At 63.7% G+C, this 24,837-nt stretch carries 24 protein-coding genes and 1 tRNA gene; 10 read left to right on the plus strand and 15 right to left on the minus strand.

Going from position 1 to position 24,837, the window contains the following annotated elements:
- The first annotated feature begins 79 nt into the window (after positions 1-79).
- From ROH8110_RS06685 to ROH8110_RS06695, 3 genes are all read left to right on the plus strand, one after another.
- Positions 80-907, plus strand: a complete 828-nt coding sequence (locus ROH8110_RS06685) for a helix-turn-helix domain-containing protein (RefSeq protein WP_085816867.1) — start codon at positions 80-82, stop codon at positions 905-907.
- A 95-nt stretch (positions 908-1,002) separates the two neighbouring features.
- Positions 1,003-2,163, plus strand: a complete 1,161-nt coding sequence (locus tag ROH8110_RS06690; protein ID WP_085816868.1) for an aromatic ring-hydroxylating oxygenase subunit alpha — start codon at positions 1,003-1,005, stop codon at positions 2,161-2,163.
- Positions 2,160-2,372 carry a hypothetical protein gene (locus tag ROH8110_RS06695; protein ID WP_085816869.1) on the plus strand — a complete coding sequence of 71 codons (213 nt, stop codon included), beginning with the start codon at positions 2,160-2,162 and terminating at the stop codon, positions 2,370-2,372. Before ROH8110_RS06690 ends, ROH8110_RS06695 begins: the two co-directional genes overlap by 4 nt.
- A gap of 12 nt (positions 2,373-2,384) precedes the next feature.
- On the opposite strand, the gene ROH8110_RS06700 is transcribed toward ROH8110_RS06695, so the two are convergent.
- From ROH8110_RS06700 to ROH8110_RS06710, 3 genes are all read right to left on the minus strand, one after another.
- On the minus strand, positions 2,385-3,764 hold the full coding sequence (locus ROH8110_RS06700) for a cytochrome P450 (RefSeq protein ID WP_085816870.1): 1,380 nt from the start codon (positions 3,762-3,764) through the stop codon (positions 2,385-2,387).
- Positions 3,761-4,972 (minus strand): hypothetical protein, encoded by a 1,212-nt coding sequence (locus ROH8110_RS06705; protein WP_085816871.1) that lies wholly within the window; start codon positions 4,970-4,972, stop codon positions 3,761-3,763. The genes ROH8110_RS06700 and ROH8110_RS06705 overlap by 4 nt, the downstream gene beginning before the upstream one ends.
- A gap of 69 nt (positions 4,973-5,041) precedes the next feature.
- A complete protein-coding gene (locus ROH8110_RS06710; RefSeq protein ID WP_085817048.1) occupies positions 5,042-5,803 on the minus strand; it encodes a cytochrome c biogenesis CcdA family protein in 762 nt (253 codons plus the stop codon).
- Positions 5,804-5,895: 92 nt separating this feature from the next.
- Here ROH8110_RS06710 and ROH8110_RS06715 point away from each other — a divergent pair, with 92 nt between their 5' ends.
- Positions 5,896-6,126, plus strand: a complete 231-nt coding sequence (locus tag ROH8110_RS06715; RefSeq protein ID WP_085817049.1) for a sulfurtransferase TusA family protein — start codon at positions 5,896-5,898, stop codon at positions 6,124-6,126.
- Between the two features lie 61 nt (positions 6,127-6,187).
- Here ROH8110_RS06715 and ROH8110_RS06720 read toward each other — a convergent pair whose 3' ends face one another.
- The 7 genes from ROH8110_RS06720 to ROH8110_RS18900 all read right to left on the minus strand — a co-directional run bounded on the left by ROH8110_RS06720 (position 6,188) and on the right by ROH8110_RS18900 (position 15,555).
- On the minus strand, positions 6,188-8,905 hold the full coding sequence (locus tag ROH8110_RS06720) for an Rne/Rng family ribonuclease (protein WP_085816872.1): 2,718 nt from the start codon (positions 8,903-8,905) through the stop codon (positions 6,188-6,190).
- Positions 8,906-9,389: 484 nt separating this feature from the next.
- On the minus strand, positions 9,390-10,727 hold the full coding sequence (locus tag ROH8110_RS06725) for a sigma-54-dependent transcriptional regulator (protein ID WP_085816873.1): 1,338 nt from the start codon (positions 10,725-10,727) through the stop codon (positions 9,390-9,392).
- Between the two features lie 6 nt (positions 10,728-10,733).
- A complete protein-coding gene (locus ROH8110_RS06730) occupies positions 10,734-12,494 on the minus strand; it encodes a sensor histidine kinase (protein WP_085816874.1) in 1,761 nt (586 codons plus the stop codon).
- A 38-nt stretch (positions 12,495-12,532) separates the two neighbouring features.
- Positions 12,533-13,201 (minus strand): phosphoribosylformylglycinamidine synthase subunit PurQ, encoded by a 669-nt coding sequence (gene purQ, locus ROH8110_RS06735; RefSeq protein ID WP_085816875.1) that lies wholly within the window; start codon positions 13,199-13,201, stop codon positions 12,533-12,535.
- The gene (gene purS, locus ROH8110_RS06740; RefSeq protein WP_085816876.1) at positions 13,201-13,440 is read right to left on the minus strand and encodes a phosphoribosylformylglycinamidine synthase subunit PurS; all 240 of its coding nucleotides are present in this window, start codon (positions 13,438-13,440) and stop codon (positions 13,201-13,203) included. Before purS ends, purQ begins: the two co-directional genes overlap by 1 nt.
- A gap of 56 nt (positions 13,441-13,496) precedes the next feature.
- Positions 13,497-14,258 carry a phosphoribosylaminoimidazolesuccinocarboxamide synthase gene (gene purC, locus ROH8110_RS06745; RefSeq protein ID WP_085817050.1) on the minus strand — a complete coding sequence of 254 codons (762 nt, stop codon included), beginning with the start codon at positions 14,256-14,258 and terminating at the stop codon, positions 13,497-13,499.
- A gap of 118 nt (positions 14,259-14,376) precedes the next feature.
- Complete coding sequence (locus tag ROH8110_RS18900; RefSeq protein WP_245962734.1) at positions 14,377-15,555, minus strand: Hint domain-containing protein; 1,179 nt, start codon at positions 15,553-15,555, stop codon at positions 14,377-14,379.
- 419 nt (positions 15,556-15,974) lie between these two features.
- Between ROH8110_RS18900 and ROH8110_RS06755 the strand changes: the two genes are divergently transcribed.
- Positions 15,975-16,289 carry a DUF1476 domain-containing protein gene (locus ROH8110_RS06755; RefSeq protein ID WP_085816877.1) on the plus strand — a complete coding sequence of 105 codons (315 nt, stop codon included), beginning with the start codon at positions 15,975-15,977 and terminating at the stop codon, positions 16,287-16,289.
- Positions 16,290-16,480: 191 nt separating this feature from the next.
- Entirely contained in the window at positions 16,481-17,497 is a 1,017-nt protein-coding gene (bmt, locus tag ROH8110_RS06760) for a betaine--homocysteine S-methyltransferase (RefSeq protein ID WP_085816878.1), read from the plus strand.
- Between the two features lie 21 nt (positions 17,498-17,518).
- Here the strand turns inward: bmt and ROH8110_RS06765 are convergent, their stop codons facing one another.
- On the minus strand, positions 17,519-18,607 hold the full coding sequence (locus tag ROH8110_RS06765) for a PA0069 family radical SAM protein (protein ID WP_245962733.1): 1,089 nt from the start codon (positions 18,605-18,607) through the stop codon (positions 17,519-17,521).
- A 208-nt stretch (positions 18,608-18,815) separates the two neighbouring features.
- Between ROH8110_RS06765 and ROH8110_RS06770 the strand changes: the two genes are divergently transcribed.
- On the plus strand, positions 18,816-19,520 hold the full coding sequence (locus tag ROH8110_RS06770; protein WP_085816879.1) for a cobalamin B12-binding domain-containing protein: 705 nt from the start codon (positions 18,816-18,818) through the stop codon (positions 19,518-19,520).
- A gap of 73 nt (positions 19,521-19,593) precedes the next feature.
- Complete coding sequence (locus ROH8110_RS06775; RefSeq protein ID WP_085817053.1) at positions 19,594-20,247, plus strand: DUF1638 domain-containing protein; 654 nt, start codon at positions 19,594-19,596, stop codon at positions 20,245-20,247.
- Between the two features lie 79 nt (positions 20,248-20,326).
- On the opposite strand, the gene ROH8110_RS06780 is transcribed toward ROH8110_RS06775, so the two are convergent.
- Entirely contained in the window at positions 20,327-20,737 is a 411-nt protein-coding gene (locus tag ROH8110_RS06780) for a SufE family protein (protein ID WP_085816880.1), read from the minus strand.
- Between the two features lie 125 nt (positions 20,738-20,862).
- Between ROH8110_RS06780 and ROH8110_RS06785 the strand changes: the two genes are divergently transcribed.
- Positions 20,863-21,378 carry a hypothetical protein gene (locus ROH8110_RS06785; protein WP_085816881.1) on the plus strand — a complete coding sequence of 172 codons (516 nt, stop codon included), beginning with the start codon at positions 20,863-20,865 and terminating at the stop codon, positions 21,376-21,378.
- Positions 21,379-21,427: 49 nt separating this feature from the next.
- Here the strand turns inward: ROH8110_RS06785 and rnd are convergent, their stop codons facing one another.
- The 3 genes from rnd to purM all read right to left on the minus strand — a co-directional run bounded on the left by rnd (position 21,428) and on the right by purM (position 24,316).
- Positions 21,428-22,585 carry a ribonuclease D gene (gene rnd / locus ROH8110_RS06790; protein WP_085816882.1) on the minus strand — a complete coding sequence of 386 codons (1,158 nt, stop codon included), beginning with the start codon at positions 22,583-22,585 and terminating at the stop codon, positions 21,428-21,430.
- 91 nt (positions 22,586-22,676) lie between these two features.
- Entirely contained in the window at positions 22,677-23,273 is a 597-nt protein-coding gene (gene purN / locus ROH8110_RS06795) for a phosphoribosylglycinamide formyltransferase (protein ID WP_085816883.1), read from the minus strand.
- Positions 23,270-24,316, minus strand: coding sequence for a phosphoribosylformylglycinamidine cyclo-ligase (gene purM / locus ROH8110_RS06800; RefSeq protein WP_085816884.1), 1,047 nt, complete (start codon positions 24,314-24,316; stop codon positions 23,270-23,272). Before purM ends, purN begins: the two co-directional genes overlap by 4 nt.
- 108 nt (positions 24,317-24,424) lie before the next feature.
- On the opposite strand from purM, the gene ROH8110_RS06805 reads away from it, so the two are divergent.
- A tRNA-Ile gene (locus tag ROH8110_RS06805) sits at positions 24,425-24,501 on the plus strand.
- The last annotated feature ends 336 nt before the right edge of the window (positions 24,502-24,837 follow it).

Below are 24,837 nucleotides of genomic sequence, written 5' to 3' on the forward strand. Positions count from 1 at the left end.
GGAAATGCTGGATAAATTCACGGTTCTGCCCTAGCTCTATTTGGCGACACTCGCCGTTTTACCATCCGTTCTGCGGAGCATGTGCCTAGTGATTAGTCCGAGTAAACCGACCTGTCCCGAACCCGATCCTTCCGAACTGCGTGCGGTGTTCGGGCAGAACCTGCGCCATCTCAGCAAGGAGCACAGCTCGATCGCCTCGCTTTGTCGCAAGCTCGGGATCAACCGGACGCAGTTCAACCGCTACCTGACCGGCGAGAGCTTTCCGCGCCCCGATGTGCTTCACAAGATCTGCCGCTTCTTCGGTGTCGACGCCCGTATCCTCCTGGAGCCAGTCGCCACCATCAAGAACCCCAACGAAAGCCTGCTCGATCACCCCCAGATCAGGGCGTTTTTCGGGCGTCAGCCCGCCGAAGTGCCCGAAAGCCTGTTTCCCAGCGGCTTCTACCGCTTCATCCGGGGGAGCTTCTATTCCGAGGATCATTACGTCGTCGGTCTCGTCCATGTCACTCGCCGCTCGGGTTATACCTTCATTCGCGGCTACGAACCGTCCAAGGTGCTGGGAAATGTCGGCATCCGCATCCCCGCGCGAGAACGCGAGTATCGCGGCGTGGTCCTGCGCCAGGACGAAGGCGTCATGGCAATCACCATGCGACGCCATTCGATGTCCTGCTCCATCACTTACCTGACGCTCGAACGCATCTTTCCCGCCCCTCTCTGGGAAGGCTTCGCCGCCCGGTCCGCGCGCGAAAAACCGACCACCCGGCGCGTCGGTCGGGTCATCTACCAGCATTTGGGCGAGTCACCTTCGGCGATCCGCGCCGCCGCACGCCAAGCGGGGCTGAAGGCCGATACCGACATCCAGGCGCCGCATCTGGCCCTTCTGCGGAATCAAGAGGAATTCCGCTGAATCTGTCGCCTTGAGGAAAACGAGGTCGCGATTCGTCGGTTGAACGTGTCGGTTTCCTGCTCTGCAATGGGTATCCGTACATCAGGAGACTTAACATGTCAGAGCCCGTCACCGACCTGTCCAATGTCCGCAGCAGCGTCGAACTGGCCAATGGCCTGCCCAATGCCCACTACATCGACCCCGCGATCTTCGACGAGGAAAAAGAGGCGCTCCTGTTCTCGCAATGGGCAGGGCTCGCGGTGGCCGCCGACGTGCCCGAACCGGGCGACGCGGTGCCGCTTGATTTTCTGGGCATGCCGCTCCTGCTGTTGCGCGACAAGGACGGCGCGGTGCGCGTGTTCCAGAACATCTGCCGCCATCGCGGCATGATCCTCGTGGAACAGCCCCGAAAGATCGAAGGCGCAATCCGCTGCCCCTATCATTCCTGGTGCTATTCGACCAAAGGCAACCTGGTGGCCACCCCGCATGTGGGCGGCCCCGGTCACAACACCCATCCCGCGATCCGGCGCGAAGACCTGGGGCTGATCGAAATCCGCAGCCATATCTGGCGCGACGTGGTCTGGATCAACGTCTCGGGCGACGCGCCCGAATTCGCCGATGCCATGTCTGACGTCATCGCACGTTGGCGGGAGTTCGACCTGCCGCTCTATCACGGCGGGCATGACAGCCGCTTCACGCTCGAGGTTGCCAGCAATTGGAAACTGGCGGTCGAGAATTACTGCGAAAGCTATCACCTGCCCTGGGTCCATCCCGGCCTCAACAGCTATTCCAAGCTGGAGGACCATTACCATATCGAGAAACCGGGCCAGTATTCCGGCCAGGGCACGATGGTCTATCGCCAGCTGACCAACGAAAACGGCGAGCGTTTCCCCGATTTTGCCGATGTCGGCGCCAAGTGGAACGAACAGGCCGAATACATCGCGGTCTATCCCAATGTCCTTCTGGGCACCCATCGCGACCACGCCTTCGCGATCATTCTCGAACCGCGCGGATGCGAGCGCACGGCCGAACATATCCACCTCTATTACTCCGTACCCGATAGCGACGAAGGGCTGCGCATGCGCAACTCACAGCTCTGGAAAACCGTTTTCGAGGAAGACATCTTTGTCGTCGAAGGCATGCAGCGCGGTCGCCACGCCAATCGTTTCGACGGCGGGCGCTTCTCACCCGTGATGGACAGCCCCACCCATTGCTTTCACGACTGGGTCGCCAGCAAGATCGACACCCACCGCGCCAGCGCAAAGGCCGCGCAATGAAGGATCTCGACCATCGCATGATCAGCGCCCATGCCGCGCAAGATCGCATGGCCCTGATCAAGCTCTATAGCGAGGCCGCCGACAGCGTGAATGACCGGGATGCATCCTGCTTTTTCCTGACGCATGCCTACGTTTTCGCGCTCGAGGCCGGTGCCGCCGAAGCAAAGACCCTGCATGCCCGCCTCAAGGCACAGGGGCGCGAAAGCTGACGCTGCGCCTTGTCAGGATGCCTCGCGCGACCTGATCCGCAACCATATCCCGTCCTTGCCGCGCACCGTCAGATGCGCCACCGGCATCGCCGGGAGCTCGCGCACCGCCTCAAAGCGAAAGGCGCGAGCCAGCAGCGCCAAGAGCAAGACCCCTTCGATCATCGCAAAACCCGCCCCCGTACAGACCCTTTGCCCAGCGGAAAACGGCATGAAAGCGCGGCGCAGTCCCTCCCGTCCGTTGGTTGTGGCAAAGCGCGCCGGATCGAACGCGTCGGGATTGTCCCAAAGGCGCTCGTGGCGGTGCTGGTGCCAAGGGCTCAGCACGATCTGCGCACCCTTGGACACATCGCGGTTGCGGAACCGCTCGGGCTGCGTCGCCTCGCGCACCATCATCGGCACGGGCGGGTAAAGGCGCAGCGTCTCGCGGAATACGTCGCGGGTCAGGTTCAGCCGCGCGATATCGCTGAACCCCGGCGCGCCATCGGGCATGACCCTCTGCGCCTCCTCGGCCAGCTTCTCCTGCCATTCGGGATATAGCGCCAGCAGATATAGCCCCCATGCCAGCGACGAGGCGCTGGTCTCATGTCCCGCCAGAAAGAAGATCGCCACCTGGTCGACCATCTCTTCGGTATCAAACAGCGCACCCGTCACCGGGTCGGGCGTGGTCATGATCTTGGTCGCCAGATCATCCGGTGCCGTGCCCGCCTCGATCTCGGCCTTGCGCCCCGCCGTCAGCCCGGTGATCAGCGCCCGGATCGCGGCGGCGGTTTCCTTCGCGCGGCGACGGTGGAAGCGCGGAAACCAGCGCGGCAGCGGCAAGAGCGCCCCGAGGTTCAGCACTGGCTGCGCTCGCTGATGATCGCGGAACTTCTCGAACACCTGCGCCGCGACCTCGTTCTCGATCGGGATCGAAAACAATGTGCGAAAGATCACATCCGCCGTCACATGGCTGGTCTGGGCCTCAATCTCGACAGGCGCATCGCCCTGCGCTACCAGTTTTTCCAGCCTAGCCACCGCGCTCTGACCCGCCTCCAGCATGGCCGGGAACGCGTCGCGCAACCGCCCGCCCTCGAAGGCCGGGTCGATGATCCGGCGCTGGCGTTTCCATGTCTCGCCATTGGTCACGAAAACCGAATTCCCTAGGAGCGGCGCCAGCCCCTCGCGGATACGGTTGGATTTCGGGAAATCGTCGGGCCGTTCCTTGAGCACCAGATCAACCAGCTCGGGCTGATTGCACAGGAACGAGCGAAAGAACGGCGTCCGGAACTCGGCCATCCAGGCGTGATAGAGCCGCGCAGGCTGCGCCGACAGCAGATCCTCGCGAAAGAGCCGCGCATAGCGCCAGAGCGACACGCGCCCCGCGCGCGCCTGCGGTTTGGGAGGAAGCGTCATGCCGAAACTCCACGATAGCCCGATACCGGCGTTTCGATCCGGCTGGGAGAGGCCGCGCGCCCCCGGTAACGCTCCGCCAGCGTGTCCGGCCCAGCGGTGATCTGGAAATAGTCGTAATCGCCGGGGCGATCGAAGGCGCACATATATTGAAAATGCAGTCGGAAGAACCGCCAGCGCAGCGCGCGCCAGCGCTCGGGGCTCAGCGTCTGGGTGAACGCCGCCGACACCAGCAGCGGCCAGCGCTTGTCCTCGGGCGCGACACCGCTCACGCTGACAGGATCGCAGAGCGCAAAGGCACAGCCATCACCCGGCGCGGTCACATCGACCCATGTCAGCGCATCGCGCGCACTCAGATACTGCAGATCGCGCCGCAGCGCATGCGCGTCGGGCAGGAAAGACACCATCGGCACCACCTGCCCCAGCGACAGGAACGAGAGCACAGGCGCGCTTTGCCCCTGCCCCGGCCCACGCCCGTCACGCAGAAGCTGCGCCAGCACCGACACCGCCAGATGCGCCCCAGATGAATGCCCCACGACCAGCACCTCGTCGAGCGTCTCATCTGCCAGCGCCGCGGCAATCTCGTCGCCGAACTCCGCCATCCTGGCCTCAAGCTCCGGCGGGTTCGCGCCCCGGTGGCGCGCCGAATAGGCATAGTCATGCATCAGGTAATAGACGAAAAAGCGGTTGTCCTTGCGCCGGAACCACTCCAGCACGAACGGCACCACCAAGAGCCCCGCCCAGGCCAGCCAGGGATTGAGCAGCGCCAACAACCGCCCCACCCCCCAGGCCAGCAACAGTGCCAGCACCAGCTGCACCAAAAGGAATCCCACCGGATACAGCGCCGCAATCAGAGGCCCCTTGCGCAACCGCATCAGCCGGAACAGCGCACCTGAAGCGATATAGGTCCAGGCCGTGCGCACCAGCAGCAGATAAGTGCCCAGAACCCCCTGATCCATGCTTTCGCGCACGATATCGGACCAGACCAGCACCTCGAAATCGCTATGCGTCTGCTGGCCGCCGATCAGCGCATCGATCTGCCAGCCATAGCGCCCCTCCCCGGTCTTGGGTGAGAGCGTCAACTGGTAGTCCGACAGGGCGGCCTGCATCGCGCCTTCCTTGCGGTAAAGCTCGCGATAGCGGCGCGGGTGGATCGGATCATATCCGGGAATGTAGAAGACGCGCCTGCGCTGAACCCTCGAACTGGCCAAACTGTCCTACCTCACGTCTCTGGCGCGCGTCGGACCGAGTCTAGCGCAGCCCTGCCGCCAGCGTAAGCCCTAACCCAGCACCGCCAGCGCCGGAAATGTCTCGAGAAGCCAGAAGGAAAAGGCCGAGAAGCCGCCTGTCAGCATCAGCAAGCCGATGGTCCAGAGCAGAAGGCCCATGACCCTCTCGATGCGCTCCATATGGCGCTTCATCCAGCCCATCACCCCGGCCATGCGCGGCAGGAACGCGGCCACCAGAAGGAAGGGAACACCAAGCCCGATGGCATAGACCGCCAGCAACAGGGTGCCGCGCGCCACATTGGCCTCGCTCGCAGCCAGCGACAGGATCGCCCCCAGTTGCGGGCCGATGCAGGGCGTCCAGCCAAAGGCAAAGGCAAGGCCCAGAACATAGGCCCCGAAGGACGACCCGCCCCGGTCGCCCACATCCATGCGCGCCTCTCGGTCAAGGAAACCGATCCGGAAGACCCCCACGAAATGGGCGCCGAAAATCATCACGATCACCCCGGCGATGGTGTTGAACCAATCCTGGTATTGCAGGAACAGGGTGCCGATGGCCGATGCGGTGAAACCCAGGAAAAGGAACACCGTCGACAGGCCCATTACGAAGAAGATCGCTGGCACCAGCGCGCTTGCGCGCGGGCGCGCACCATCCTCGCTGTCAGTGAGATCGCTCATGGCGACGCCGCTCATATAGGCCAGGTAAGGTGGCACGATGGGCAGCACACAGGGACTGAGAAAAGAGATTACCCCAGCCATCAGCGCGATCGCCATGGCGGGAATCAGGGCCGCATCGATGATTTCAAATCCGAACATGCGCCCCGCATAATCCATCTTGCGGGCGGCGTCACGCCACGCATTGTCACATCCTTGTGGACAGGCTGAAACAAGGCGACTATGCCGCAGCCATGAACGACACCCCCGACCGCATCGACGCTCTCGGCCTGCTGTGCCCGCTTCCGGTTCTCAAGCTGCGCAAACGGCTTCAGGGGCTGGCGGCCGGGCAATCCATCGAGCTGCTGGCCGACGATCCCGCGGCAATCATCGATGTACCGCATTTCTGCGCGCAGTCCGGTCATGAACTGATGTCGGTCAGCACGCACGATGGAGCGCAGCTCTACCGCGTGCGCAAGACCTGACCCCGAAACGCAAAACGCCGCGCGAATGACCGCGCGGCGCCTTGCAAGATATCCTCGCCTCTCAGCGACCCATCGACCACCAGCCACGCCGCTTGGGCTTGTCCTCGGCAGCAGGCTTTTCCTCGCTGGCAGCTTCGGCCAGCGCGGGCGCCTTTTGGGGTTCGTCGACCTCTTCGGCCTTGGCAGGTTCCGCAGCAGGCTTCTTGCGGCTGCGCGGCTTCTTGGCAACCGGTTCGGGAGCCGAAGTTGGTTCTGCACTGGCCGCGTCATCCTGCGCCTGCGCCTCGGCGCCTGCTTCGGCCTCCGGCGCCGCTTCGGCTGCCTTGGCCGCCGGGGACTTGCGGGCGCGTGACTTGCGCTTGGGCTTGGGCTCGGCTTCGGGCGCAGCCTCGGCAGCTTCGCCCGCACCCGCATTCGCGGCCTCGTTCACAGGCTCTGCCACGGCATCCGCCTCAGGCTCATCCGCATCGCTCTTCTTCTTGCGCGACACGGCGGGGCGCTTTCGGCTGCTCGAACCCGATTTGCTCCGCGATTTCGGCTTCTCGGCCTCGGAGTCTGCTGCCGGGGTATCCGCTGGCGCCTCAGCCGTTGCCGCTTCGGGCTCGGACTCGGGCTGTCGCTCCTGCTGGGCTTGGCCACCCTGCTGGTCGCCATTGGCATCGCTGGATTGCGACTCTCCTCCGTTGCCTTTGGATTTCGAGCGGCGGCGACGGCGACGGCGCTTCTTGGGACGACCCTCGCCATTCTCCGGCTGGCCGTTCTCGGACGCAGATTGTTCCTCGGGCGCGTTATCGGCCTCGGTCTCTGCCTCGGTCTCGCTGTCGTCGTCGACATCATCCATAAGCGAACTGTCTACCGACACGACAGGCGCGGTCGCTTCGGGCACGCTGCGGGTGGCGGTCTTGAACTTCTCGATGGAGAAATCGGGGCTGATCAACATCGGATCGCCCTCGATGCGCACCGACAAGCCGTACCGCGCCTCGATCTGCGCGACATGCTCGCGCTTCTGGTTCATCAGGAAATTCGCGATCGCGACCGGGCACTTCACCAAGACCTCGCGCGAGCGACGGCGCACGCCCTCTTCCTCGATCTGGCGCAGGATCGACAGCGCAAGGTTGTCGTCCGAGCGGATCAGCCCGGTGCCGTGGCAGGCCGGGCAAGGCTGGGTGGTGGCCTCGATCATGCCGGGGCGCAGGCGCTGGCGCGACATCTCCATTAGGCCGAAGCCCGAGATGCGGCCCACCTGAATCCGCGCACGATCCGATTTCAGCTTGTCCTTGAACCGCTTCTCGACCGATGCGTTGTTGCGCCGCTCGTCCATGTCGATGAAGTCGATCACGATCAGACCGGCCAGGTCGCGCAGGCGCAGCTGGCGGGCCACCTCCTCGGCGGCCTCAAGGTTCGTCTTGAGCGCGGTCTCCTCGATCGAGCCTTCCTTCGTGGCCCGCCCCGAGTTGACGTCGATGGCGACAAGCGCCTCGGTCACGCCGATCACGATGTAACCGCCGGACCGCAACTGCACGGTCGGATTGAACATCGAACTCAGGTAGCTTTCCACCTGATAGCGCGCAAACAGCGGCATCGCGTCGGCGTAATGCTTCACGTTCTTCGCGTGGGACGGCATGATCATCTTCATGAAGTCCTTGGCGATGCGGTACCCGCCTTCGCCTTCGACCAGAACTTCGTCGATCTCACGGTTATAGAGATCGCGGATCGAGCGTTTTATCAGGTCGCCTTCTTCGTAAATCTTCGCCGGGGCGATGGATTTCAGCGTCAGTTCGCGAATCTGCTCCCAGAGGCGCTGAAGATACTCGTAATCGCGCTTGATTTCCGACTTGGTGCGCTTGGCACCCGCCGTGCGCACGATCAGGCCCGCGCCCTGGGGCACGTCGATCTCGGCAGCGATTTCCTTAAGCTTCTTGCGGTCCACGGCATTGGTGATCTTGCGTGAAATCCCGCCACCGCGTGCGGTGTTGGGCATCAGCACGCAATAACGCCCGGCCAGCGACAGATAGGTCGTCAGCGCGGCGCCCTTGTTGCCGCGCTCTTCCTTCACGACCTGAACCAGCAGGATCTGGCGGACCTTGATGACTTCCTGGATCTTGTATTTGCGCGGCCGCGTCTTGTGCACCGGGCGGATATCATCGTGATCGTCGTCATCGGCGACGGATTCAATCGAATCGTCCTTCGCCGCGGCATCCGAGCGGCGCTCATCGCGATCCGAGTCATGGCTGTCGTGGTCGCCATTGCCATTGTGGCTGCCCTGCTCGTCGGGCTCCTCGACAGGTGTTTCGCCGACGGTTTCCATCGGCGAGGTGCCTTCGGGCACATCTTCGTCGAGGTCGATGGTTTCCATCCCGGCGATGCCATTCTCATCCTTGAGAACGGCATCCTTGTCGGTGACCTTCTCGGCCTTGCTGCGCGAACGCGAGCGGCGCGGCTTGGATTTGGGCTTTTCGTCCTCGTCGTCACGCGCACGCATCGCCTCGGCATAGGCGCGCTCTTCTTCCATCAGCTTTTCGCGGTCGGCGACCGGAATCTGGTAATAATCCGGGTGGATTTCCGAGAAGGCGAGAAACCCGTGTCGGTTTCCGCCGTAATCGACAAACGCCGCCTGAAGCGACGGTTCGACCCGTGTTACCTTTGCAAGATAGATATTTCCGGCGATCTGCCGTTTGTTTTCGGATTCGAAGTCGAATTCCTCGACCTTGTTTCCATCCACCACCACGACGCGAGTTTCCTCCGCGTGGGTGGCATCGATAAGCATTTTCTTGGCCATGATGTCCGTTTGCTCCGCGGCAAGGCGGCGCACCCCGGCGGGGCGGCTGTCTGCGGCGGGTATAAGTTGGGGGCGATGACGGTCGCACATCCAAGAGCGCCTGTTAAGGGCCCTGCTCTGTGGTATGTCAGTTGTGCGCGTTGCATCGCGGTTCTTGGTCTCCGGCCCTTGTCGGGGCCTACTCTGGCCTGCAGGACCGGGATTTCGCCGGGGCAGGCATATATGCGGCCCCTCGAAGCGAGGCCTGATCGGTCTGTCAAAGGCTGCGGATCTTGATCGACCCGCGCGGCCCGAAACAGCGAAACTTTTTGGTACGGGCCCGGCGCGAATACGCGGGCAACCGTTCCCCTTGATAGAGGCATTTGCACCCGGCTGACAATGGCAAATCTGTCATGTCGGCCCGGCGGGTCTCGCAAAATGCGGCGCACGGGCCAACTATCGCGTTGCCGGAGCTCGCAAAAAGCGCCCCGGCCCGCCTCATCGCCTAGTCCAGATAGTCCGATCGCTGCAGTGCGTATTTCGCCATCTTCTCGTTCAGCGTCCGGCGTGGCAGGCACAGCTCGTCCATCACCGCCGCGATCGAGCCCTTGTGGCGGCGCATCGTGTTGTCGATCAGCATCCGCTCGAAGGCTTCAACATATTCCTTGAGCGGCTTGCCCTCGGTCGTCATCACCGGCTGCATGTCCTGATGATCCGACATCAACAGCGACGCGATCGTGCCGCTGCCCCGCCGCGCCTGCAGCACGGCGCGCTCGGCGACATTGAAGAGCTGGCGCACATTGCCCGGCCAGGGGGCCTGCAACAGCTGCGCGGCCTCCTGCGCGGAAACCTGCGGCGCCTCACAGCCGTAATCATCGGCGAACTGCTCGCCGAAGCGGGTGAACAGCGTCAGAATATCCTCGCCGCGCTGGCGCAGGGGCGGCACCGTGATGCGCAGGCTGGCCAGGCGGTAGAAAAGATCGGCGCGCAAGGCATCCTCGCTGGTGCGGTCCTGCTCCTGCATGTTGGAAATCGCCACGATGCGGGTTTCGGGCGGCGTGCCCTCGTCATTGATGAAGGTCAGCAAGCGCGCTTGCAGCGTGTCGCTCAGCGTCTCCACATCCTCCAGCACCAGCGTCCCGCCGCGGGCCTCCTCGACCGCCGGAAGCTGACTGTCCTCGGGCTGGACGGGGCCGAACAGCCGCTTGGCCAGCGCCTCTTCTTCGTAGGCGGAACAGGAGACCAGCACGAACTTGCGCCCCGCGCGCGACCCCACCGCATGCAGCGCATGCGCCACCAGCGTCTTGCCGGTGCCGGTCTCGCCCTCGATCAGCACATGGCCATCCGCCTGCCCGAGGTCCAGAATATCCTCTTTCAGGCGCTCCATCACCGGGCTCGCGCCGATCAGCTTCTTCATCAGCTGCCCGCCATCCGACAGCTCGCGCCGCAAGGCCCGGCTGTCCAGCGTCATGCGGCGTGCATTGGTCGCCTTCTTGGCCAGCTCGCTCATCCGGTCGGGGTTGAACGGCTTTTCCAGAAAATCATAGGCCCCCATGCGCATCGCCTCGACTGCCATCGGCACATCGCCATGACCGGTGATCATGATCACCGGCAGGCTCGAATCCGAGCCCATCAGCTTCTTGAGGAACTGCATCCCGTCCATGCCGGGCATCTTGATGTCGGTGACGACTATACCGGGATAATCCGGCCCCAGAACCTTCAGCGCCTCTTCGGCGCTCGGGAAGGCCTCGGTGTCGTAGCCGGACAAGGCAAGCCACTGGCTGATCGACTGACGCATATCCTTTTCGTCGTCGACAATCGCGATTTTCATGGCACTCGGCATGGCAGGTTACTCCGCTGCACGGGTTTCTTCAGTCAAGATAGGAAGCTGCACCTCGAATACAGCCCCCCCCGCCGACGCATTTCTTGCAGTCAGGCGGCCACCAAGGTCGTTGACGATCCCCGAAGAAATGGCAAGCCCCAGTCCGACGCCGTCGCCGGGCTGCTTGGTGGTGTAGAACGGCTCGAACAGGTTGTCGAAATTGTCGATCCCGTGGCCGTTGTCGCGCACCGTCAACACCGCTGTTTCGCCCGCCGCCAGCAGGATCTCGATGGTGGGCTCGTCGACCCCTTCGGTGGCGTCCATCGCGTTGCGCAGGAGGTTGATCATCACCTGCTCGACGCGCACCCGGTCGGCCATCACCCGCACCGGCTCCTCGGGCAGCGTGCGGGTGATATTCACCTTTCGCTGGCGCAGTTGCGGCTCCATCATCGACAGGGCCGACGACAGCGCATCGCCAAGATTCACGGGCTCGAACGTGTCCCCGCTCTGGCGCGCATAGGACTTGAGCTGGCGCGTAATCGACCCCATCCGCTCCAACAGGTCGTCGATCCTCTGAAAGGACGACAACGCCTCGTCGGGGCGGTTCCGGCTCATCAGCAGCCGCGCCCCCGCAAGGTAGGTTTTCATCGCCGCCAGCGGCTGGTTGAGCTCATGGCTGACCGCCGCCGACATCTCGCCCAAGGCCGCCAGTTTCGAGCTCTGCGCAAGGGTCTGTTCGGCCACCGCAAGGTTCTCCTGGACGCGTTCGCGCTCGGCGATTTCCCGCTGCAAGCGGGCGTTCAATGCGCGAAGCTCTGCCGATTCACGCTGAAAGACCGCCATCCGCACCACCGTCTTGCGGTTCATCACCCAGAATGCCAGCGCCAGAAGAATCGCGAAGCCCATGATCTCGAGCGCCAAAAAGCCGTTCACCTTTTCGCGCACGCTGGCATAGGTGGTGAAGCTGGCGATGCGCCAGCCGCGAAACGCCACCCGCCCCTCGACCCGCATCACGGCCTCGCCGCGCACATAGGCATCCGCCGGCAGCGCGGTCCAGCTCTGGGTCGCCTGGATGGCGCGCTCGATGGCGCTGTCCACCGGCTCTCTCGCCAGCGCCTCGGCCTCGCTCAGCCCGCGCCAGCGCGGCTCGGTCGCGAGGATGATGCGCCCCTCGCTGTCGGCCACCAGAACCGCATCCGAAATGCCCGCCCAGGCCCGCTCGTATTTGGCTAGGTCCACATCCACGACGATCACGCCAACCACCTGGTTCTGGCTTTCGACGCGGCGCGAATAGGTAAAGCGATACTGCCCGGTTTCGCTTTCGAGCACCTTGAAAACAGTATCCTTCGAGCGCAGCGCATCTACGTAATACGGCGCCTGCCGATGGCTTTGCCCCAACAGGCTGCGATCCGTCGCCGCCACCGTGCGCCCGTCCCTGTCCAACATCGTCAGCGACGCCGCGCCGATCTCTTCGAGAAAGGAAATCAGCCGCTGCGTCGACTGCGCGTAATCGCCGGTATTGAGCGCCGAAATCAGCGTCGGGTCGCGGGCGAGAAGCTGCGGAACTACCGCGTTCTGGCGCAGCTCGCTCAGCAGGTTGCCGGAATAGAGCACGAGCCGCAGCTCGGCCCGGTTGCGGGTGGATTCGGTAAAGCGGTCGGTCAGCAGGCGGTTGGTGACGAACACCACCGCAACCGCCACTGCCACCAGCATGATGAATACCAGCCGCATCCGCCACGAAGTCGTGCGCGGCCCCTGCAACGATGCGGGCGAGGTCGGGTTTCTCATCCTGACAATCTACGCCGGTGCGCGGCGCCGCTCAAGCATCACGCTTCGGTCAGCTGGCCAACGAGGCTTTCGAACATCGCGGCGCCATCGGTGCCGCCCTGCAACGGCTCCGACATGCGCTCGGGATGGGGCATCATGCCCATGACCCGGCGGTTCTGCGACAGCACCCCGGCGATATCGTCCTGCGATCCGTTGGGATTGTCGCAATATGTGAATGCCACCCGTGCCTCACCATGCAGCCGCTTGAGCGTCTCGCTGTCGGCAAAGTAATTGCCGTCGTGATGCGCGATCGGCACCGTCACCACCTGCCCGGCCTCATACCCCGCCGTGAACGGGCTGTCGGCGGTCTCGACCTTCAGGTCGACCGGCTTGCAGATATATTTCAGATTGGCGTTGCGCAGCAGAACGCCCGGCAGCAGACCTGTTTCGGTCAACACCTGGAACCCGTTGCAGATGCCCAGCACGTACCCGCCTTTTTCTGCATGTTGCACCACCGACCGGCAGATCGGCGAATTCGCCGCGATCGCGCCACAGCGCAGGTAGTCCCCGAACGAGAAACCGCCCGGCACGCCGATGATATCGACATCCGCGGGCAGCGCCGTGTCCTTGTGCCAGACCATCGACACCTTGGCGCCTGCCCTCTCGAAGGCGACGGCCAGGTCGCGGTCGCAGTTCGATCCGGGAAAGACGATGATTGCAGCATGCATCAGGCGATCTCCACCGCGTAGCTTTCGATCACCGTGTTCGCCAGCAGCTTCTCGCACATCTCGGTCACGGTCTCGCGAGCCTTGTCGGCATCGGTCTCGGCCAGGTCCAATTCGATCACCTTGCCCTGGCGGACCCCTTCGACCCCCTCGAACCCCAGCTGGCCAAGCGCATGGCGCACGGCCTCGCCCTGCGGGTCAAGAACGCCGTTTTTCAGCATGACGTGAACGCGTGCCTTCATGTCTGTCTTCCCGTTTTTGTCGCGCGGCGCCGCGCGCCGCCCCTTTTGGCCACCCGTCAGTTGATCAGGGTCGGCCGGTTCATCGGCGTGGCGCCCTTGGGCATCACGCCCAGGCGGTTGGCCACTTCGGTATAGGCATCCGTCAGGCTGCCCAGATCGCGGCGGAACACGTCCTTGTCCAGTTTCTGACCGGTCTCGATATCCCACAAACGGCAGCTGTCGGGGCTGATCTCGTCGGCCACGATCAGGCGCTGGAAATCGCCGTCATAGACGCGGCCGATCTCGATCTTGAAATCGACCAGCCTGATGCCGACGCCATACATCACGCCCGACAGGAAGTCATTGACCCGCAGCGCCAGGCTCAGGATGTCGTCCATGTCCTGCTGGCTGGCCCAGCCGAAGGCGGCGATATGCTCTTCGGTGACCAGCGGATCGCCCAGCTTGTCATCCTTCAGGCAATATTCCACCACCGGGCGCGGCAATTGCGTGCCCTCGTCGATACCCAGCCGCGTCGCCATCGTTCCGGCGGCGTAGTTGCGCACGATCACTTCCAGCGGCACGATCTCGCAGGCGCGCACCAGTTGCTCGCGCATGTTGAGTCGCTTCAGAAAATGATTGGGGATGCCGACATTGGTCAGCCCGGTCATGAAATACTCGGACAGGAGGTTATTGAGAACGCCCTTGCCCTCGATCACGTCCTTCTTCTGAGCATTGAAAGCGGTCGCGTCATCCTTGAAATACTGCACAAGGGTCCCGGGCTCGGGGCCTTCATACAGAGTTTTCGCCTTGCCTTCGTAGATCTTTGTGCGCCGTGCCATGGCCACTCCAGCGTTACGCCCTTTGGGCGTGCCTCGGGGATTACAGCGCTGTCTTAGAGCAACGCCGACGACGCTGCAAGCTGGGCTCTTGGGAAATCGGCCTGCGGGTGCGGGGCGATCATGCCACCAGCGGCTTGCGATTGCGCGCGATCCGCTCCGCCATGTGGCGCACGCGCCGCCCCCTGGCGATCATGCGTGCCGGCACCGGTCTCTGGCTTTCGCTCTGCGCCAGTTCGGGAAAGATCGCCAGAATCTCCTCTCGCACCTCGGGATCGAGCGAACTGAGCGCCTCCGGCCCGGCATAAAGGCTTTCGGCGATGGCCCCGTTTGCGAACACCACCTGATGGTCGTCGCACATGAAGTGCCAATATGTGACCTCACTCAGGTCGCTGGCGGTCTCGATCCCGTCCAGCGCCAGCAGGTCCTTGGCCGGGACCAGGATCTCGTTCACCCCGAACATCCGCGCTGCCACCTTCGAGCGCAGCATGATCCGGTGCTGGGGCGACACCACAAGGTCATGCTCGGGCAGGTTCACCCCAAGCGCCCCACTGCAGATCCTCACCGGGCGCAGCTTGGGATAGCGCGCAAGATCGCTCTGCGACAGATGCCGCGATCCGATCCATCGCAGGTGCTTGTAGCCCTGATCCAGCGTCAGCACCTCGTCGGCCCCGACATGCAGATCCTCGACCCGCACCTCGCCGCGCCGCGTCTTGATCAGGGTGCCACCAGCGAAACATATGGCACCGCCGTTGGAGTCATTCAGAACCGCATCGTTACCGACACCATTCGAGACATAATTGCTGTCGGTCGCAAAGGCCGAAATGTTCAGCGTGCCATCCAGATCGTCGCCGTCGATCAGCGTCAACTGCGTGCCCGGCACGTAGTTTCCCGCCGCACCGGGCACGAACTCCCCTGTCGAGGCGTCCCAGGCGCGCGACAGCGAGATTCCGACCGGCTGGTTGTCGATCGCGAGCCATGTGGCGCGAAAATAATAGCCCGTGTTCGGATCGCGCAGGATAACCTCGAAATCCGCCTCCACATCCGACCCTGCCGGATAGGTCACACCGTTCAGAGTGACACTCTGATCCAGCCGCGCGCCGCCGTCATCGGGATAGTCCGGGTCGCCCGACGTGGTGGCGGTGGTGACGTGCTGCGTGGAGGTGGCGTCGAAACTGACCTGCGTAACACCCGGGATGCCACCCGAGTCGCTATCGCCCTCGTGCGTCCCTGTTGTCCTGAACAGGGAATCGGGATCGTTGACGGACGACCACTCGATGATACTGAAGGTAAAGGACATTTAACTCTCGAACACGACGACCAACTAACGCGAGTCCCCGAATAAATCGCCATCTTGGGTTTAAAACGGCTTAATTGTGACCGTTTTTAGCGGAGTTTGTTCGCGTTGCGCTAAAACCACCGATATGGGCGCGCCGCCCCCAAACACGCGACATCCGGGCCTTCGCGACCAGACCGGCCGGAATTGCCGGACATAAAGAAGATCGTAACCCTTGCGCGCTACTCGTCCCTCAGGATGGTCCCGAAACACCTGCAAAAAGGGAAACGCGACCGAACTGCGGCAATGGGTCGTCGGCTGGCCGGGGGCGGGTCTGTGGTTTCGCCACCATCCGGCCCGATTTGCGACTATACTTTTCGGGACTGTTTTTCTATCAACGCCGCGCATACCTGTTGACGACGGGAACACCAAAGGGGTTAGCCATGACCACATTCGACGATCGCGAGAACGCCTTCGAAAACAAATACGCCTATGACGAGGAAATGAAATTCCGCGCTCAGGCACGCTGCAACAAGCTGCTTGGCCTCTGGGCCGCCGAGCTTCTGGGCAAGACCGGCGACGATGCCGACGCCTACGCCAAGGAAGTGGTGCTCTCCGATTTCGAGGAAGCCGGTCACGAGGATGTCGTGCGCAAGGTCGCAGCCGACCTGGGCGATCTGGCCGATGCCGACACGATCCGCGGCAAGATGGCCGAACTGCTGCGCGTCGCCAAGGCGCAGCTGGTCAAGGAAGCCTGATTCCGCCTCTCTGCGGCACGCGGACAAGGGTCGTTCGGACAACCGGGCGGCCCTGCTTTCATTGGGCTTTCCCGTTCTCAGCCTGAGTCCGCCTCATCATCTGCGTGAGCAGAATGAAATTGCGCAGTCACGCCAAACATGACACATCCGTGCCCTGTGACGCGCGCACGAAATCACCAAGGATTCCTGCCATGACCAACGCCCTGTCCAAACTCCTCGCCTCTCGCGACTGGCTCCTGGCCGATGGCGCGACGGGAACCAACCTCTTCAACATGGGGCTGGAATCGGGCGATGCGCCCGAACTCTGGAACGAGACCCACCCCGACCGGATCACCCGGCTCTACACGATGGCCGTGGATGCGGGCAGCGACATCTTCCTCACCAATTCCTTCGGCGGCAACGCCGCGCGCCTCAAACTGCATGGCGAGGAGAAGCGCGCCCGCGCCCTCTCGCGCATCTCCGCCGAGATCGGACGCGAGGTCGCCGACAAGCGCGACCGCCCCGTCGTCGTGGCAGGTTCCGTCGGCCCCACCGGCGAAATCATGGCCCCGATGGGCGCCCTCACCCATGATCTCGCGGTTGAAATCTTCCATGAACAGGCCGACGGCCTCAAGGAAGGCGGCGCCGACGTCCTCTGGCTCGAGACGATCTCGGCCCCCGAGGAATACAAGGCCGCCGCCGAAGCCTTCAAACTGGCCGGGATGCCCTGGTGCGGCACCATGAGCTTCGACACCGCCGGACGCACGATGATGGGCCTCACCTCGGCGGATATGGTCAGCCTCGTCGACGGGCTGCGCTATCCTCCGCTGGCCTTCGGCGCCAATTGCGGCGTCGGCGCATCGGACCTCCTGCGCACCGTCCTGGGCTTTGCCGCGCAAGGCACCGAACGCCCGATCATCGCCAAGGGCAATGCCGGGATTCCGAAATACCATGACGGCCATATCCATTATGACGGCACGCCCGAACTGATGGCCGACTACGCCGTGCTGGCACGCGATTGCGGCGCCACGATCATCGGCGGCTGCTGCGGCACCACCGCCGAACATCTTGAAAAGATGCATGAAGCGCTCAGCACCCGTCCCCGCGGCGAACGCCCGACCCTCGATCAGATCACCGACGCGCTCGGCCCGTTCTCCTCGGCCGCCGATGGCACTGGCGAAGACGAAGGCGCCACGCCCAAGCGCCGGAACCGCCGCCGCGGAGGCTGAACGGCGCTGACACGCGCCTCGCTAAAACAGCTGCATCTGCTCGCCCGCCCTGGCGGGCGGCGCAAAAAGGTCGCAGCGCAGCGGCGGCTGCGCGCGATCCAGCCCCAACCGCCGCGCCGCGATATCGAAACGCCGCGCCTGCATCTGCGCATATGCGCCCGTGCCGCGCATCCTGCGTCCCCATTCCGGGTCATAATCGCGCCCGCCCTGCATGGCGCGCACCAATCCCATCACCCGCGACGCGCGCTCCGGATAATGCGCCTCCAGCCAATCCCGGAACAGTGGCGCCACCTCGCGCGGCAGACGCAGCATGATCCAGCTCGCCGCCTGCGCCCCCGCATCACGGCCCGCCGTCAGGATCGCCTCGGTCTCATGGTCGCTCAAACCCGGCATCACCGGCGAGACCATGATCCGGACCGGCACCCCGGCCCCGGCCAAGGCCGCGATCACCGCCAACCGCCGACCCGGAGAAGGCGCGCGCGGCTCAAGGCGCCGCGCCAATCCTGCCTCGAGCGTCGTGATCGAAATCCCCACCCTGACCAGACCGCGCCGCGCCATGTCCGACAGGATATCCAGATCGCGCTCTATCAGCGTTCCCTTGGTCACGATAGCGACCGGATGGTTGAAATCGCTCAGCACCTCCAGACAGGCGCGCGTCACGCCGTGGCGCTGTTCGATCGGCTGATAGGGGTCGGTGTTGGTCCCGATAGCGATCGGCGCCACCCTGTAGCGCGGTCTGCGCAACTCCCGCGCCAGCACCTCGGGCGCTTCGGGCCGCGCGATCAGCCTCGTCTCGAAATCAAGCCCCGCCGACAGGCCCAGCCAGGCATGGGTCGGGCGCGCGAAACAATAGATGCACCCATGCTCGCAGCCCCTGTAAGGGTTGATCGAACGGTCAAACGGCAGGTCGGGCGAGCGGTTATAAGTGATCACGCTGCGCGGCCGCTCCAGACTGACCTCGGTGCGCAACACCCGCGTTCCGCTGTCCTCTCCGGCCCAGCCGTCGCTCTCATAGGCGCGTCCATGCCGCTCATAGCGCCCAGCCTCATTGCTGTTCGCACCCCGCCCCGCAAGGCGTAGTCCGGGATCTGTGCTATCGTCGCGCGTCATGGCCCCATGAATGGAACATATGGGGAACACTTGCAATAAGGCCATATACTTCATGATTAGTTTTCAGCAACACCCCCTGCAATTCCGGGGTATAGGTCGGTACAAGTGCGGCCAGTGTCGCAATTCGGAAAGTCCGATTGCGACAAATTGACGAAAGCTGCGCCAGACAACCGCGCGTGTCAGCGCCACCACAGCAAGGAACCCGGCCATGTCGGAAGACCAAGACGACATCATCCTGGCGGATCTCAGCGACGAGGAACTCGTCGAACAGATGTGGGACGACCTTTACGACGGCCTCAAGGAAGAGATCGAGGAAAGCGTCAACATCCTGCTCGAGCGCGGCTGGGCGCCCTATCGCATCCTGACCGAGGCACTGGTCGGCGGCATGACCATCGTCGGCAAGGACTTCCGCGACGGCATCCTCTTCGTCCCCGAAGTGCTGCTCGCTGCCAACGCCATGAAGGGCGGCATGTTCATCCTCAAGCCCCTGCTGGCCGAAACCGGCGCACCGCGCATGGGCTCGATGGTGATCGGCACCGTCAAGGGCGACATCCACGACATCGGCAAGAACCTCGTGTCGATGATGATGGAAGGCGCCGGGTTCGAGGTCGTGGATCTGGGCATCAACAACCCGGTCGAAAGTTATCTCGAGGCCCTGGCCGAGCACAAGCCGGACATTCTCGGCATGTCGGCCCTGCTGACCACCACCATGCCCTACATGAAAGTCGTGATCGACACGATGATCGAACAGGGACTGCGCGACGACTATATCGTGCTGGTCGGCGGCGCCCCTCTCAACGAGGAATTCGGCAAGGCCATCGGCGCCGACGCCTATTGCCGCGACGCGGCCGTGGCGGTGGAAACCGCCAAGGATTTCGTCAAGCGCAAGCATAACCAGGGCGCGACCGCCTGAGTTTTCGCCACCCGGCGCAACCGATCAGCGGCCCGCCCTCGCGGGCCGCTTGGCGTTGCAAGGCAAGGACATCATGACCGATCTGCCCGATGACAACACTCTCACCGAATCCGGGCTCGATCTGCGCGCAGGCAAAGGGCGCATCCTGCTGATCGCCTGCGGCGCGCTGGCGCGCGAGATCCTCGCGCTCATCCGCCTCAATGGCTGGGACCACATGGACCTGCAATGCCTGCCCGCCAAGCTGCACCTCTATCCCGACCGGATCGTCACCGCCGTCGAAGAGGCCGTGGCGCGCAACCGCGCCACCTATGACGACATTTTCGTGGTTTATGCCGATTGCGGCACCGGCGGGCAACTACAGGCGAAATGCACCGAACTCGGCGTCAACATGGTGGCGGGTCCACATTGCTATGCCTTCTTCGAGGGCAACGACGCCTTCGCCGCCCGCGCCGAGGATGAAATCACCGCCTTTTATCTTACCGATTTCCTGGTCAAGCAGTTCGACGCCTTCGTCTGGAAACCGATGGGGCTCGACCGCCACCCCGAACTGCGCGACATGCTGTTCGGCAACTACACGAAGCTGGTCTACCAGGCCCAGACAGAAGACCCCGCGCTGCTGGCCAAGGCGCGCGACTGCGCCGACCGGCTCGGGCTCGCCTTTGAATATCGCTTCACGGGCTATGGCGATCTTGCGCACGCACTGCGCGCAGAGGCCGAAAAAACCTGATCTTCTTCTGTTTGAGAATATCCCGGGGAGCATGAGGGGCAGCGCCCCTCATTCCTGCCTTTTCACACCGGTGCACCGCTCATGCCGCCTCGGCGGCGACCCCACGGATTCGCTCGATCATCGCCCGCAACCCGTTCGAGCGTTGCGCCGAAAGATGTTCGTTGAGTCCCAACCGTGCCAGCTCACCCGCCGCATCCACCTTCGGCACCTCGCTGACCGCGAGCCCGTTGTAAAGCGCGCGCAACACGGCGATCAGCCCGCGCACGATCATCGCGTCGCTGTCGCCATCGAACGAAAACCGCCCCGCCTCGATGCGCGGATGCAGCCAGACCTGGCTGGCGCAACCCTCGACCTTGGTGGCCGGCACCTTCAACGCATCCTCAAGCGGGTCCATCGCCCTGCCCTTGTCGATCACATAGCGGTATCGGTCTTCCCAATCCTCGAGAAACTCGAAATCCGCGACAATCTCCTCGAATGCCTCGCTGGCCATGGTAGCGCTCCGATCTGCCTGTCTCAGACCTAAGTCGCCAAGAAGCGAAGGTCCAGACCCAGCTTGCACCTTTTCAACTCGGCCCGGATAGGGTAACCGAGGGGAAAGGCAAAGGGGCGGTCGTGATGCGGAAATCTATTGCAGTTCTGGTGATCCTTTCGATGGCGCTTTCGGCGTGTGGTTGGCGCGACTCGCGGATCAATCCGGTCAATTGGTTCGGCAACAGCCGTTCCGCACCGGTTCCGGCGCAGGATCCCGGTCAGACGAATCCGCTGATCCCCGATCGCAGCAGCAGCATCTTCAAGCGCCGCAACCAGGAGGCACCCTATCTGGGCAGCCCCGTCGATCAGATCACCGCACTTTCGGTCGAACCCTCGGGTGGCGGCGCGATCATCCGGGTCACCGGCCGGACCCTGCGCCAGGGCGCCTATGACGTGCGCCTCGTCGCCGCCAACGATGGCACGCCGGTCGATGGGCTTCTGACGCTGGAGCTCAGGGCGATGCAGCCCGACGACACACCCCAGGGCCCCGAGGCCACGCGCCGCGTCCATGCCGGACGTTTCGTGTCGGATCAGGACCTGTCCCGGATTTCCGCGATTCGCGTCGTCGGCCTGCGCAACAGCCAGACCAGCAGCCGCTAGACCCGGCGCGCCATATGGGCCACGCCGCGCGCTTACCTTTGCCGCGCGGCTAAAGCTCGACCGTGCAGATATCCTTGCCGCGTGCCGCCAATGCGATCTCGCCATCGCACAGCCGCAACGCATCCCCTCCGAACACGTCGCGCCGCCAGCCGCTCAACGCCGGCAGATCGCGTGCGCCCGCCGACAGCTCGTCAAGATCCGAGGCGCTGGCGATCAGTTTCGAGGCCACCCCGAACTCCTCGCTCTTGGCCTTCAGAAGCACCCGCAGAAGATCAGCCAGCGCCGGATTCACCTGCAGCTTGCTGCGCGCAGTGTCGAGCTTGGGCATATCTTCGGGCGGGCATTTCAGCCCCTCCTCCACGGCCTTCAGGATACCTTCGGCGATCTCGCCCTTGCGCGCCTCGCGCAACAACAGGCGCGAGCGCGACAGGTCCTGCAACGTCGCCGGCTTGGTCGAGGCCAGCTCGACCATCGCATCGTCCTTGTAGACCCGGCTGCGCGGCACGTCGCGCGACTGCGCATAGCCTTCGCGAAACCGCGCCAGCTCGCGAAGGACCGCCAGGAACCGCCCCGACCCGTTGCGCGTCTTGATGCGTTTCCAGGCATCCTCGGGCTTGACGACATAGGTCTCGGGGTTGGTCAGCGTGCGCAATTCCTCGGCGACCCATTTATCGCGTCCTGTCTGCTCCAGCTTGCGTGCGAGAAACTCGTAAATGTCGCGCAGATGCGTCACATCAGCCAGCGCGTACTTCTTCTGCGCCTCGGTCAGCGGGCGGCGCGACCAGTCGGTAAAACGCGAGGTCTTGTCCAGTTGCTGCTTGGCGATGCGCCGCACCAATGTCTCGTAACCCACCTGCTCGCCAAAGCCACAGACCATCGCCGCCACCTGCGTGTCGAACATCGGCTCGGGAATGACGCCCGCATCGACATAGAATATCTCCAGATCCTGGCGCGCGGCATGAAATACCTTGACCACAGACGGATCGCGGAACAGCTCGTAAAGCGGCTCAAGCGACAGGCCGCCTTCGAGCGGATCGACCAGCACCGCATCGTCGCGGGTGTCGCCCGGCACGGCCAGTTGCACAAGACAGAGCTTGGAATAATAGGTGCGCTCGCGCAGGAACTCGGTATCGACGGTGACATAATCGAAGCCCCGTGCGCGGGTGCAGAATTCGGCAAGCTCCTCGGTGGTGGTCAGTGTCTTCATCAAAGGGTGTATGCTCCTGCAAATGCGTCCGCGCGGCACTTTCCACCCGGTATAAGGCAAAGCGCGGCGGAATGAAAATGGGCTCGCCCGCTCAGTTCAGCATCACCGGGCGCCGGTCACCCGCCGCAAAGCGGCGCAGCACCTCGGGGTAAAGCCTGTGTTCCTGCTCCAGCACCCGCGCGGCCAGCGTTTCGGGCGTGTCACCGGGCCTGACCGGCACCGTTGCCTGTCCCAGAACCGGGCCGTCATCCAGCGCCGGTGTCACCTCGTGAACGGTGCAACCCGCCTCACTCTCACCGGCGGCAAGCGCGCGCGCATGGGTGTCGAGCCCGCGATACTTCGGCAATAACGACGGGTGGATATTCAGGATCCTGCCCTGCCAATGCTGCACGAAATCCGCGCTCAGAACCCGCATGAAGCCGGCAAGGCAGATGATATCGGGCCGGGCCGCGTCCAGCACCGCCTGCAAGGCGGCCTCGAAACCGGCGCGATCACCCTTGAAGGGCCGGTGATCGACCACAGCCGTGGGAATGCCCCGCGCCGCCGCCTTTTCAAGGCCCCCCGCATCCGGGCGGTTGGACAGAACCAGCACCGGGCGCGCGGGATGATCGCCCACCATACTGTCGGCCAGCGTGACCATGTTCGACCCGCTGCCCGAAATCAGGATGGCGACCCGTTCATGCGTCACTTAAGCCGTCCGCTATAGATGACGCCCTCGCCCGCAATCACATGGCCCATGCGGCAAACCCGCTCGCCCGCCTCGCTCAACAGCGCCTCCAGCGCCGCGGCCCTGTCGGGCGCGACCGCCAGCACCATGCCGATCCCGCAATTGAAGGTCTTGAGCAGCTCGCTCTGCTCCATGCCGCCCTGTTCATTGAGCCAGCCAAAGACCGCCGGCAGATCCCATGCGTCAAGGTCGACCGCCACGCCCAGCCCCTCGGGCAAGACGCGCGGGATGTTCTCGCTGAGGCCCCCGCCGGTGATATGCGCCAGCGCATGAACGCCTCCCGCGCGCACCGCCGCCAGCGCCTGTTTCACATAAAGCCGCGTGGGCGTCAGCAGCGCCTCGCCCAGCGTGCCCGTCGCCCAGGGGCAGTCATCCTGCCAGTCCAGCCCCGAGATCTCGACCAGCTTGCGCACGAGGCTGTAGCCATTGGAATGCACGCCGTCGCTCGCCAGCCCCAGCAGGATATCACCCTCGGCCACACCTGCGGGCAGCTCCGCACCCCGATCCATCGCGCCCACGGCAAAACCCGCAAGGTCGAAATCGCCCGCTGGATACATGCCCGGCATCTCGGCCGTCTCGCCGCCGATCAGCGCGCAACCGGCACGCACACAACCCTCGGCGATCCCTTCGACAATCCGCGCGGCCTTGTCGGTCTCAAGCTTGCCGGTGGCGAAATAATCTAGGAAAAACAGCGGCTCGGCGCCCTGGCACACCAGGTCGTTGACGCACATGGCCACCAGGTCGATGCCCACGCCGTCCACGTTGCCCGTATCGATGGCAATGCGCAGCTTGGTGCCCACGCCGTCGGTCGCACCCACCAGGATCGGGTCGCTATATCCGGCCGCCTTGAGGTCGAACAGCGCCCCGAAACCACCCAGCCCCGCCATCACGCCGGGGCGGTCGGTGCGCTTGGCGGCGGGCTTGATCCGGTCGACCAGGGCATTGCCCGCATCGATGTCCACGCCCGCATCCGCATAGGTCAGACCATTCCTGCGTTCGCTCATTCTCGGCCCTCCAGAAAATCCTGGCTCTCCGTTAGACGATCCCCCTCCCCGGCGCAATCTGAAAGCCTTGACGCCCCTGCTCTGCCAGCTTAGCAAAAGCCCCAGGTCGGGCCTGTAGCTCAATTGGTTAGAGCAGAGCGCTCATAACGCTTTGGTTGGGGGTTCGAGTCCCTCCGGGCCTACCACATGAATCATAATGCATTGAGTTTTTTACGGTTTTCGTAAACTTCGCCCGCGCCCACTTCCATGCGGCGCATTCTGCGGGACTGATCGTGTTGTCCGATGCGTGGCGCATCCTCCTTTCCGGTTCTGGAAGCAGATTGAGGCTGCACCCGCCGCCGGGACTCGTCACCGCGATCAGGAACAATTCATCGCGAACGATTTGAGCAGGTGGGCAGGCCATCGCATCCAGGAAATCGTCCGTCTGATCGCAGAGCTTTATGTCCGGTTTCCGCTTTCACTGCGGTACGTTGCGCCCCGGTTTCACGAGCGACGCACAATGTCAGACCCGGAGCGCAACC

The sequence above is a fragment of the Roseovarius halotolerans genome (genome assembly GCF_900172255.1).
Taxonomy (GTDB): Bacteria; Pseudomonadota; Alphaproteobacteria; order Rhodobacterales; family Rhodobacteraceae; genus Roseovarius; species Roseovarius halotolerans.

Bases quoted from the DNA above. Each gene is read 5' to 3' on its own strand.
- ROH8110_RS06685 (WP_085816867.1), top strand. From the start codon at position 80: ATGTGCCTAGTGATTAGTCCGAGTAAACCGACCTGTCCCGAACCCGAT.
- ROH8110_RS06690 (WP_085816868.1), top strand. From the start codon at position 1,003: ATGTCAGAGCCCGTCACCGACCTGTCCAATGTCCGCAGCAGCGTCGAA.
- ROH8110_RS06695 (WP_085816869.1), top strand. From the start codon at position 2,160: ATGAAGGATCTCGACCATCGCATGATCAGCGCCCATGCCGCGCAAGAT.
- ROH8110_RS06700 (WP_085816870.1), bottom strand. From the start codon at position 3,764: ATGACGCTTCCTCCCAAACCGCAGGCGCGCGCGGGGCGCGTGTCGCTC.
- ROH8110_RS06710 (WP_085817048.1), bottom strand. From the start codon at position 5,803: ATGTTCGGATTTGAAATCATCGATGCGGCCCTGATTCCCGCCATGGCG.
- ROH8110_RS06715 (WP_085817049.1), top strand. From the start codon at position 5,896: ATGAACGACACCCCCGACCGCATCGACGCTCTCGGCCTGCTGTGCCCG.
- ROH8110_RS06720 (WP_085816872.1), bottom strand. From the start codon at position 8,905: ATGGCCAAGAAAATGCTTATCGATGCCACCCACGCGGAGGAAACTCGC.
- ROH8110_RS06725 (WP_085816873.1), bottom strand. From the start codon at position 10,727: ATGCCGAGTGCCATGAAAATCGCGATTGTCGACGACGAAAAGGATATG.
- ROH8110_RS06730 (WP_085816874.1), bottom strand. From the start codon at position 12,494: ATGAGAAACCCGACCTCGCCCGCATCGTTGCAGGGGCCGCGCACGACT.
- purQ (WP_085816875.1), bottom strand. From the start codon at position 13,201: ATGCATGCTGCAATCATCGTCTTTCCCGGATCGAACTGCGACCGCGAC.
- purS (WP_085816876.1), bottom strand. From the start codon at position 13,440: ATGAAGGCACGCGTTCACGTCATGCTGAAAAACGGCGTTCTTGACCCG.
- purC (WP_085817050.1), bottom strand. From the start codon at position 14,258: ATGGCACGGCGCACAAAGATCTACGAAGGCAAGGCGAAAACTCTGTAT.
- ROH8110_RS18900 (WP_245962734.1), bottom strand. From the start codon at position 15,555: ATGTCCTTTACCTTCAGTATCATCGAGTGGTCGTCCGTCAACGATCCC.
- ROH8110_RS06755 (WP_085816877.1), top strand. From the start codon at position 15,975: ATGACCACATTCGACGATCGCGAGAACGCCTTCGAAAACAAATACGCC.
- bmt (WP_085816878.1), top strand. From the start codon at position 16,481: ATGACCAACGCCCTGTCCAAACTCCTCGCCTCTCGCGACTGGCTCCTG.
- ROH8110_RS06765 (WP_245962733.1), bottom strand. From the start codon at position 18,607: ATGACGCGCGACGATAGCACAGATCCCGGACTACGCCTTGCGGGGCGG.
- ROH8110_RS06770 (WP_085816879.1), top strand. From the start codon at position 18,816: ATGTCGGAAGACCAAGACGACATCATCCTGGCGGATCTCAGCGACGAG.
- ROH8110_RS06775 (WP_085817053.1), top strand. From the start codon at position 19,594: ATGACCGATCTGCCCGATGACAACACTCTCACCGAATCCGGGCTCGAT.
- ROH8110_RS06780 (WP_085816880.1), bottom strand. From the start codon at position 20,737: ATGGCCAGCGAGGCATTCGAGGAGATTGTCGCGGATTTCGAGTTTCTC.
- ROH8110_RS06785 (WP_085816881.1), top strand. From the start codon at position 20,863: ATGCGGAAATCTATTGCAGTTCTGGTGATCCTTTCGATGGCGCTTTCG.
- rnd (WP_085816882.1), bottom strand. From the start codon at position 22,585: ATGAAGACACTGACCACCACCGAGGAGCTTGCCGAATTCTGCACCCGC.
- purM (WP_085816884.1), bottom strand. From the start codon at position 24,316: ATGAGCGAACGCAGGAATGGTCTGACCTATGCGGATGCGGGCGTGGAC.